This is a genomic window from uncultured Thermus sp., from assembly GCF_938010445.1.
Lineage (GTDB): Bacteria > Deinococcota > Deinococci > Deinococcales > Thermaceae > Thermus > Thermus altitudinis.
This window is the reverse complement of sequence record NZ_CALLUR010000115.1, coordinates 1-8,685: the sequence shown is the minus strand read 5'-3', so window position 1 is coordinate 8,685 and position 8,685 is coordinate 1. Positions and strand designations below refer to the sequence as shown.

At 66.6% G+C, this 8,685-nt stretch carries 7 protein-coding genes; 5 read left to right on the top strand and 2 right to left on the bottom strand.

The genetic code is table 11. The features are described from left to right. Both Q0693_RS06615 and Q0693_RS06610 read left to right on the top strand, forming a co-directional pair. Positions 1-214, top strand: a 214-nt coding sequence (locus tag Q0693_RS06615; protein ID WP_366140533.1) for an ATP-binding protein, incomplete at its 5' end; no start/stop codon positions are given. Then, the gene (locus tag Q0693_RS06610) at positions 211-828 is read left to right on the top strand and encodes a response regulator transcription factor (RefSeq protein ID WP_298630146.1); all 618 of its coding nucleotides are present in this window, start codon (positions 211-213) and stop codon (positions 826-828) included. The genes Q0693_RS06615 and Q0693_RS06610, both read left to right, overlap by 4 nt. 78 nt (positions 829-906) lie before the next feature. On the opposite strand, the gene Q0693_RS06605 is transcribed toward Q0693_RS06610, so the two are convergent. Continuing rightward, positions 907-5,385 (bottom strand): glutamate synthase-related protein, encoded by a 4,479-nt coding sequence (locus Q0693_RS06605; protein ID WP_298630144.1) that lies wholly within the window; start codon positions 5,383-5,385, stop codon positions 907-909. Between the two features lie 154 nt (positions 5,386-5,539). Between Q0693_RS06605 and Q0693_RS06600 the strand changes: the two genes are divergently transcribed. From Q0693_RS06600 to Q0693_RS06590, 3 genes are read left to right on the top strand one after another with little or no spacing between them, the layout of a single operon-like run. Continuing rightward, positions 5,540-6,250, top strand: a complete 711-nt coding sequence (locus tag Q0693_RS06600; protein WP_243031869.1) for a (Fe-S)-binding protein — start codon at positions 5,540-5,542, stop codon at positions 6,248-6,250. After that, entirely contained in the window at positions 6,240-7,634 is a 1,395-nt protein-coding gene (locus tag Q0693_RS06595; protein ID WP_298630141.1) for a LutB/LldF family L-lactate oxidation iron-sulfur protein, read from the top strand. The genes Q0693_RS06600 and Q0693_RS06595 overlap by 11 nt, the downstream gene beginning before the upstream one ends. Then, the gene (locus Q0693_RS06590) at positions 7,624-8,193 is read left to right on the top strand and encodes an LUD domain-containing protein (RefSeq protein WP_298630139.1); all 570 of its coding nucleotides are present in this window, start codon (positions 7,624-7,626) and stop codon (positions 8,191-8,193) included. Before Q0693_RS06595 ends, Q0693_RS06590 begins: the two co-directional genes overlap by 11 nt. On the opposite strand, the gene Q0693_RS06585 is transcribed toward Q0693_RS06590, so the two are convergent. Next, positions 8,178-8,685, bottom strand: a 508-nt coding sequence (locus tag Q0693_RS06585) for a S26 family signal peptidase (protein WP_298630137.1), incomplete at its 5' end; no start/stop codon positions are given. The two genes, Q0693_RS06590 and Q0693_RS06585, sit on opposite strands and share 16 nt — an antisense overlap.

Sequence of the window (8,685 nt, the reverse complement as noted above, 5' to 3'; positions counted from 1 at the left end):
GGTGTCCGTGGTCTTGCAACAGGAAGGGGACGAGATCAGCCTGGTGGTGGAGGACGACGGCCAAGGCTTTCCTCCCCAGGCCCAGCCCGGCCTGGGAATCCTGGGCATGCGGGAAAGGATCGAACTCTTAGGGGGCCGGTTCCAGATGGAAAGCCTTCCCGGCCTTGGCACCACCCTTTATGCCCGTATCCCCCTAAAGGAGGTGAAGGCATGATCCGGGTGTTTTTGGTGGACGACCACCCCGTGGTCCGGGCAGGGGTGCGCTACCTCCTGCAGAACAAGGTGGAGATCGTAGGGGAGGCGGAAACCGGCCAGGAAGCCCTAGCCAAGATCCCCCAGGCCAAGCCCCAGGTGGTGGTCCTGGACATCGCCTTGCCCGACATGGACGGCATCCAGGTGGCGGAAAAGCTCAAGGCCCTCTACCCGGAAGCCCGGCTCCTGGCCCTGTCCATGTATGCCGAGCCGGAGTATGCGGAGCGCTTCCTCCAAGCCGGGGGCTCGGGGTACCTGCCCAAGGACGCCATCGAGCGGGAGCTGGAGGATGCGGTGCTAGCGGTGGCCCGCGGGGAACACTACCTGCCGCAAGACCTCCTCTACCGCATGATCCAGGCCCAGACCGTCCGCAAACCCGGCCCGGAGGTCCTCACGGAAAGGGAGCTGAAGGTGGTCCGCTACCTGGCCCAGGGCCTCTCCTACAGGGAAATCGCCGAGGCCATGGGCATATCGGAAAAAACGGTGGCCACCTATCGGGAGCGGGCGGCGGAGAAGCTGGGCCTGAAAAGCCGGGCGGAGCTGGTGCGCTGGGCGGTGGAGGAAAAGCTGGTGTGATTCCACCCCACCCCGGCTTTCGCCAAGGTGGGGTCCGATAAAGCCCTTCTACCGCCCTACCCTTAGGGAGAAACGGGACTACTCCGTGCTCACCCCTTGTTCCACCTGTTGGGCCACGGGCTCCACCATGCGGAAGTGCTGGGCGGGGTCCTCGAGGAGCCTCTCCAAGCGCCGGGCCTTCTCCTCCCGCTTGGCCTCCCTTAGCACCCGGATGTAGGCGGAAAGGAGCTCCTTCACGTCCTCCACGCCCCTTAAGTCCAAAGGCTTCACCGCCACCTTGGCCCCCTTGGCCAGACGGCGCCTCATGGCCTCCTCGGTGAGGCCCATCTCCGGCCAGTGGCGGAGGTAGACCCGCCCCCCGGTCATGCCCGAGCAGATCCAAGGCCCCGGGTCCCCCAGGACCAAGGCCCGCCCCCGGGTCATGTACTCAAAGGCAAACCCCTTGGCCTGGGCCCGGGCGGCCAGGTTGCCCAGGTCATCCCGCAAGGGCCTTTCCGGCTCCCCACCCAGGACCACATCCGCCCCGGAAAGCCGGATGCAGAAGCGGCTGTCCGCCACCCCCTCCACGATGAGGAGGCCCCCGATGGCCCCGTAGGCGAAGCTTTTGCCCACGGAGCCGTCCACATAGGCCCCGTAGGGGTTCCGCCCCTTGAGGATGGCCACGGTGCCCCCAAAGGCGCTCTTGGCCACCCCGTCTTGGGCCCCGCCCTCCACCACCACCTTGAGGCCCTCGAGGTTAAAAGCCGCCAGGCCATTCCCGGCCACGCTTCCCGCATCAAAGCGGAGCTCCACCTCGGCGTCAAAGCCCTTGCCATAGAGGCGCCTTCTGGCCATCTCCCCCGCCAGGTGGGCCCCCAAGGCGCGGTCGGTGGAGTTCACCGGTCCCTCCTGGAAAACCAGCCTGCGGCTACCCTCCCCGTAGGCGGCCATCACCACCTCGGTGATGGTGCGGGTGAGCTGGTTCAAAGGCTTCCTCAGGACGTGGGCCGAGGTGTCCTTGAGCCATTCGGGCTCCTCCACCGGCAGGAAGAAGTAGGAAAGGTCCAGCTCCTCCAGGTGGTCCCGCTGGTAAAGGAGGTCCACCCTCCCCCTAAGCTCCCTCAAGGAACGGGCCCCCAAGGCGGCCACCAGCTCCCTTAGGGCCTCCCCCTTGGCCTCAAAGAAACGGGTGAGGTGCTCCACCGCCCGGTCCAGGTCCTGGGGCACAAAGCGCTTTAGGCCATGGGCCAGGGCCTCCTCCACCGTCTCAATCTGGGTGGTGATGCCCACGTGGCAGGTGTCCAGCTGGCATCCCCGGCAGATGGTGCAACCGATGGCCACCATGGCCATGGTGGCCATGCCCACCCGGTCCGCCCCCAGAAGCACCATGCGCAGCACGTCGTAGGCGGTCTTAAGGCCGCCATCCGCCCAGATCTCCACCCGGTCGCGAAGCCCAGCCCGCACCAAGGCCCTGTGCGCCCGCCGCACCCCGATCTCCACGGGGAGGCCGGCATACTTGAGGGCGTGGAGCCTGGCGGCTCCCGTCCCTCCCTCAAACCCCGAGAGGGTGATAACGTCGGCCCCCGCCTTGGCGATGCCCACGGCGATGGTGCCGATGCCGGGGATGACGGGCACCTTCACGGAGACCAGGGCCTTGGGGTTCACCGTCTTCAGCTCCTCAATGAGCTGGGCCAGGTCCTCAATGGAGTAGAGGTCGTGGTTGTTGGAGGGGCTGATGAGGTCCACCCCGGGCACGGCGTTGCGGGCCGCGGCCACCTTGGGGGAGACCTTCTTCCCCGGCAGGTGCCCCCCTTCCCCGGGCTTGGCCCCCTGGCCGATCTTGATCTCAATGACGCTGGCGGAGTTCAGCATGTAGGCGTGGACGCCAAACCGGCCCGAGGCCACCTGCTGCCCCCGCCAGTGGGTGTACTTGCCCAGCATGTCGGGGATCTCCCCGCCTTCCCCGTTGATGCAAAGCATGTTGAGGCGCTTGGCCGCCTCCACGTAGGCGCGGAAGGAGGCCTCCCCTTGGGAGCCAAAGCTCATGGCGCTAATGAGGAAGGGCAAGGAGTGCCCCCCCACGGAGAGGTCCACCTCCTCCGGGGAAACCTCGCTCCTTTCCGGGAAGCGCACCTCCAGAAGCTGCCTGGCCGCCACCGGGCTTTCCCTCTCCAGAGAGCGCACCTTTTCCTGGAAGTGGTTGTAGGGAGCCTGGCCGCTGGCCACCTCCTGGGCCGCCTTGTAGATCCGGGGGTTGAAGCGGAAGTCCTTGGCGGGAAGGACCTTTTCCGCTCGCAAGAACCCCTCCCGCTCCAAGAGGGTGCGCTCCAGCTCCAAAAAGCCATACCCCCCGGTTTCCGAACCCAGGAAGTTCCGGGTGCCAAAGAACTCGGCCAGCTCCGGCTTGAGCCCGATGGCGCTGAAGATCTTCCCGTAGCCCCTTAGCTCATGGATGCCCATGGTGGAGATGACCTTCTCTAGGCCCTTGCGCAGGACCTCGAGGACCCCTGCCACCCCCTTCCTCCCCTCCAGGGAGCGGGCCTTTTCCTCCATGAGCCAAGGGGCCACCGCCTCCGCCCCCAGGCCCAGGAGGAAGGCCACGTCGTGGAGGTTCCTCACCCCCCCGGAGTGCACCAGGATGGAGGTGCGCCGCCTTAAGGCCACCCCCTCGGCATCCCGCTGCAAAAGGGCCCGGTTCACCGCCGCCAGGGCCAGGGCGATGTCGATCCATACCCCCCCTTGGAAGGCCTCGCGGTCGGAGAGGATGAGGACTTCAGCCCCCTCCTCCACCGCCTTCACCGCCTCCTCCTCCAGGCGCCTAAGCCCCGCCAAAAGCCCCTCCTCCACGGCGAACTGGGGCACCAAGGTAGCGGTCTGGAAACGGGCCTTTACCTCCTCCAGGGTCAGGGTGCCGAAGCTTTCCGCCAGGCCCTGGTCCTCCTCCAAGACGATGGGCAAAAGAAGCTCCTCTACCCTGCCCCCACCCCGGCCGTCGGGCAAGGGGCGCCGGCCCAGGAGGGTGCGGGTGGAGAAGTGCTCAATCTCCCGCTCCCGGTCAATGGCCGGGTTGGTCACCACCGCCACGGTTTCCTTGAAGAACTCGGCGAGGTTGGGTTTTTCCGGGTTCAAAGCGGCCAGGGGGCCGTCGTAACCCAGGGAGCCGATGGGCTCGTTGCCGGTTTTGGCCAGGGCCTCGAGGTAGGCCCCGTCCCAGCGGTCCCAGCCAAAGGCCCGCTCCAGGCCCAAGGGGGGCGGGGCGGGCTTCTCCTCCACCCGCACCTCGCTTCCCCCGGCCACGGGGGGCGGGGCCTGGCGGATGGGCCCCGAGAGGTGCACCCGGTACCCCGCCACCGGGGTGCGGGCGGCGATGCGCTCCAGCACCAGGCGCTGGTGCCGGTCAAAGGGATAGACCTTGGGGCCTTCGGGGGTGAGGCGCAGATACACCTTCTCCCCAGGGGCCAGGGGCTTGGGCTCGGTCACGAACTCCTCGGCGTTGAAAACCCCCCTTTCCGAGGAGAAAACGATCTCGTAGGGGGTTTCAAACTGCCAAAGAGGCCTTAGGCCCATGGCGTCGGTGGCAAAAACCGCCTCATCCCGGTGGCGGCTTACGATGGCGGCAGGCCCCTGGGCCAAGGGGCCGAAGCGTTGCCTTAGGGCCAGGTAAAGGTCCTGAAGCTCCGGGGCCAGGCCCTTCACCTCCCCCAGCACGGGAGGGAAGACCAGGTCCATGGCCTCGGGCAAGGAGAGGCCGTAGCGGTAGATGAGCCCCTCCAGCATGCGGTTGAGGTCCTGGGAGTCCGAGCCCCCGGTGCGGGGGATGCCCAGGTGGTCCAGCTCCCGCCTCAGGCGCTCAATGGTGTTGATCTCCCCGTTGTGGCCCAGAAGGCCAAAGGGCTGGACCTGCTCAAAGGTGGAGAGGGTGTTGGTGGAGTAGCGGTTGTGGCCCAAGGCCACGGTACTCTTGAACTCGGGCCGGGAAAGCTCGGGGTAGTAGCGCTTTAGAAGCTCCGCCGCCCCCCGCACCTTGTAGACCACGCTATAGGTGGAAAGGGATACCACGTGGACGGGGAAACGGGCCTCGAGCCTCAAGCCCAGCTCCCACAAGGGGCCGTCCCCATCGGGGCTAAGCCCCGCCACCTGGAGGAAGAGGGGCTCGGTGCGCCGCCCCACCGGCCCCAGAACCTCGCTCACCACCTCCCCCCGGCGGAAGAGGACCGGCCGCACCCCCAGGGCCTGGCCCTCCCGCCGCAACAGGTCATAGAACTCCTCGAGGCGCTCCCCCTGGTCCTTGGGCAGGAAGAAATGCCCCACGAAGAGGCGGGGGTTAAAGGCCAGCCCGGGTTCCAGCCCCGCCTCCTCCAGGAAGCGGGCCCATAGCTCCCGGGGAATGTCGGTCTGGATACCTGTCCCATCCCCTTCTCCCCGGATGGCCCCCGCCCGGTGGGCCATGCGGTATAGGCTTTCCAGGGTCCTCCGCACGATGCGGTGGGAGGGCTTGCCGCTTTTTTCCGCCATGGCGATGATGCCGCAGGCATCCTGGCCTAGGGGGATATCCGGGTAGGCTTCCTTCCAGGTCATCTTGGGGCTCCTTCTTTACGCTTGGGGTTTGGTGTAGGCAAAGGTATGCGCGTCGTTCCTGAGATTATACACCCCCCGAGGGTTAGGGTCAAGAAAGGGCAGGGCCAACCCGCCCCCACCCGCCTCCCCGACCAAGCAAGTAGTATAGGGGCAAATGCGGGTAGCCCTTTTCATCACCTGCTTGGCGGACCAGTTCTATGCGGAAGCGGGGGTGGCCACGGTACGCCTCCTAAGGGCCCTGGGGGTGGAGGTGGACTTCCCCCAGGAGCAGACCTGCTGCGGCCAGCCCGCCTTCAACGCTGGCCACTGGAACGAGGCCCGGTCCTTGGCCCAGCGAACCCTAGGCATCTTCCAGGATGCCCAGTACGTGGTCCTGCCCTCGGGAAGCTGCGCCAGCATGGTGAAAAACCACTACCCAGAACTCCTTCCCGGGAACGGGGAAGCCCTGGGGCTTTCGGAGAAGGTCTACGAGCTCTCCCAGTTCCTGGTGCGGGTGTTGGGCGTGTCCGAGCTGGGAAAGGGGCTTTCTGGGAAAAAGATAGCCTATCACCACGGGTGCCATGCCCTCAGGGAGCTTGGGGTTAGGGAGGAACCCCTTCGCCTTTTGCAGAACGCCGGGGCCGAGGTCCTGCCCTGGGAGGCGGCGGAAGAGTGCTGCGGCTTTGGGGGGCTATTCTCGGTGAAGCTCCCCGAGGTCTCCCTGGCCATGGCCGACCGCAAGCTTTCCACCCTGCCCCAGGCGGAGGTGCTCACCTCCACCGATGCCGGGTGCCTCCTCCACCTTTCCGGACGAATGGGCCAACAGGGGAAAAACCTGCGGGTGGTTCCCCTGGCCACCCTCTTATGGGAGGCGTATGCAGGCTAAGGCCAAGCTCTACCCCAAGGAGGCAGCCAAGCTCTTAAGGGAAAAACCCGGGGTGCGGGAGGCGGTCACCGGGGCCACCCTGCACTTTGAGGAAGGCCGCAAGAAGGCCTACGGGGAAATAGACGCCGAGGCCTTTAGGGAAAGGGCCAAGAGGGTGAAAGACCACCTCCTCACCCATCTGGACCACTACTTGGAGCTGGCGGAAAAGCGCCTAAGGGAAAACGGGGTCCAGGTGCACTGGGCGGAAGACCCCCTGGACGCCCACCGCATCCTGAGGGAAGTGGTGGCCCGGCACGGGGTGAAGCGGGCGGTGAAGGCCAAGAGCATGCTCACCGAGGAGCTTGGGGTAAACCCCCTTTTGGAATCCTTGGGGGTGGAGGTCTTTGAAACCGACCTGGGGGAGTATCTGATCCAGCTTCTCGGCGAACCCCCCAGCCACATCGTGGGCCCGGCCATCCACCTGGCCCTTTCCGAGGTCCAAAGGCTCTTCCACCAGCGCTTCGGCACCCCCCTGGACGCCTCCCCCGAGGCCCTGGCCGCCGTGGCCAGGAAGGTCTTGCGGGATGCCTTCCTCACCGCCGAGCTGGGCATCAGCGGGGCCAACTTCCTGGTGGCGGAAACCGGCACCCTGGTCCTCATGGAAAACGAGGGGAATATCCGCCTTTCCACCAGCCTTCCCAAGGTGCACGTGGCCTTTGTGGGCATAGAAAAGCTCCTTCCCCGGCTTGCCGACCTTGCCCTCTTCCTGCCCCTCACCGCCCGGGCGGCCACGGGGCAGCGGCTTTCCACCTATGTTTCCCTCATCCAGGGCCCGGCGAAAGAGGGGGAGGAGGGCCCAGAGGAGGTGCACGTGGTCCTGGTGGACCACGGCCGCACCACCCTTCTCCACGACCCCGAGGCCTGGGAGGTGTTGCGGTGCCTCCGTTGCGGGGCCTGTCTCAACGCCTGCCCCGTCTACCGCCAAACCGGGGGGCACCCCTACGGCTACGTGTACTCGGGGCCCATCGGGGCGGTTTTGGACCCCGGGCTTTTGGGCCTCGAGGAGGCCTACCCCCTCCCCTACGCCTCCACCCTGTGCGGGGCCTGCTACGAGGCCTGCCCGGTGAAGATCCCCATCCCCAAGCTCCTCCTCACCTGGCGGAAGCGGGCGGTGGAGCGGGGCCTGGCCCCCATCTGGGAAAGAGGCGCCATCCAGGCCTTGGCCAAGGTGATGGAAAGCCCCACCCTCTACCGGCTCTTCTCCAAGGCCCTAAGGGGCCTCCCCCTGCCCCAGCACCTCCTTCCCCTGCTGCGCGCCTGGACGGAAGGGCGGGGCCCCCTAAAGCCAAGCCCTAGGCCTTTCCATGAGCTTTGGAAGGAACTGGAGGAGGAGGATGGACGCTAGAACCCGCATCCTGAGCCGCATCGGGCACGCCCTCAAGGAACGGCCCAAGGCCCTTCTTCCCGAACACCCCCACGCCCCTCCCTCGGCCAACCCCCTGGACCTCTTCCTAAAGCGCCTGGCGGAAAACGGGGCCGAGGGCCACCTCCTGGGGGAAGAAAGGGCCAGGAAGCTCCTGGGAGAGCTCTCCCAAGGCCTCCCCGGGGCCGCCTATGGAAGGGGGGTTCCCGCCTCCTTCCGGCTCCTGCCCGAGCTTCCCCCCGAAGAGGCCCCCCTGGGCGTATCCTGGGCCCTTTTTGCCGTGGCGGAAACGGGCACCGTGGCCCTCTCCTCCGAGGACGGCCGGAGGGCCCAGCTTCTCCCCCCGGTCCACCTGGTCCTGGTGGAGGAAGGGCGGGTCTACCCTAGCCTCCTCGAGGCCCTCTTGGACCTGAAAACCCTTCCCAGCGCCCTAGGCCTCCACTCCGGCCCCTCCAAAAGCGCCGACATTGGCCAGGTGATGGTGAAGGGGGTGCATGGCCCTGGGAGGCTGGTGGTGGCCGTGCTTCAGGGCAGTTGGTAGGCGGGAGGCGGGGAAAGCCTCCTAAGGTTCAGGCGCAGCCCCCCCTCATCCCGCACGAAGATGGGCCACCACACGTAGCTGGCCCTGCCAGCGATGGCCTCCACGGGCACCGGGCCGAAGGTGCGGGAATCCTCCGAACCCCCCAAGGTGCGGTTATCCCCCATGACCAGGTAATACCCCTTCTTAAGCCGAATGCGCCCCACCTCGCAGGCCTCGGTGAGGCGGCTCCGGGCCAGGACCTCTTCCGAGGGAGGCAGGAGCATCTCCTTAAGGGGCCTCAGGTAGGCGGGCAGAAGCTCCACGGAAAAATCCCCCTGCTGGGTGAGGAGGCGGGTCATACGCCCGTCCTTGTAGCACACCCCCGGAAAGGAATCGGGCCAGGGGGCGATGCGGTCGGTGATGTGCCTTTCGTCCAGGGGTTTGCCGTTGATGTACACCACCCCCCGCTCCACATAGACCTCATCCCCCGGCACCGCCACGATGCGCTTGATG

Excerpts from the sequence above, each read along its gene's own strand:
- Q0693_RS06610 (WP_298630146.1), top strand. The coding sequence starts at position 211 with ATGATCCGGGTGTTTTTGGTGGACGACCACCCCGTGGTCCGGGCAGGG.
- Q0693_RS06605 (WP_298630144.1), bottom strand. The coding sequence starts at position 5,385 with ATGACCTGGAAGGAAGCCTACCCGGATATCCCCCTAGGCCAGGATGCC.
- Q0693_RS06600 (WP_243031869.1), top strand. The coding sequence starts at position 5,540 with ATGCGGGTAGCCCTTTTCATCACCTGCTTGGCGGACCAGTTCTATGCG.
- Q0693_RS06595 (WP_298630141.1), top strand. The coding sequence starts at position 6,240 with ATGCAGGCTAAGGCCAAGCTCTACCCCAAGGAGGCAGCCAAGCTCTTA.
- Q0693_RS06590 (WP_298630139.1), top strand. The coding sequence starts at position 7,624 with ATGGACGCTAGAACCCGCATCCTGAGCCGCATCGGGCACGCCCTCAAG.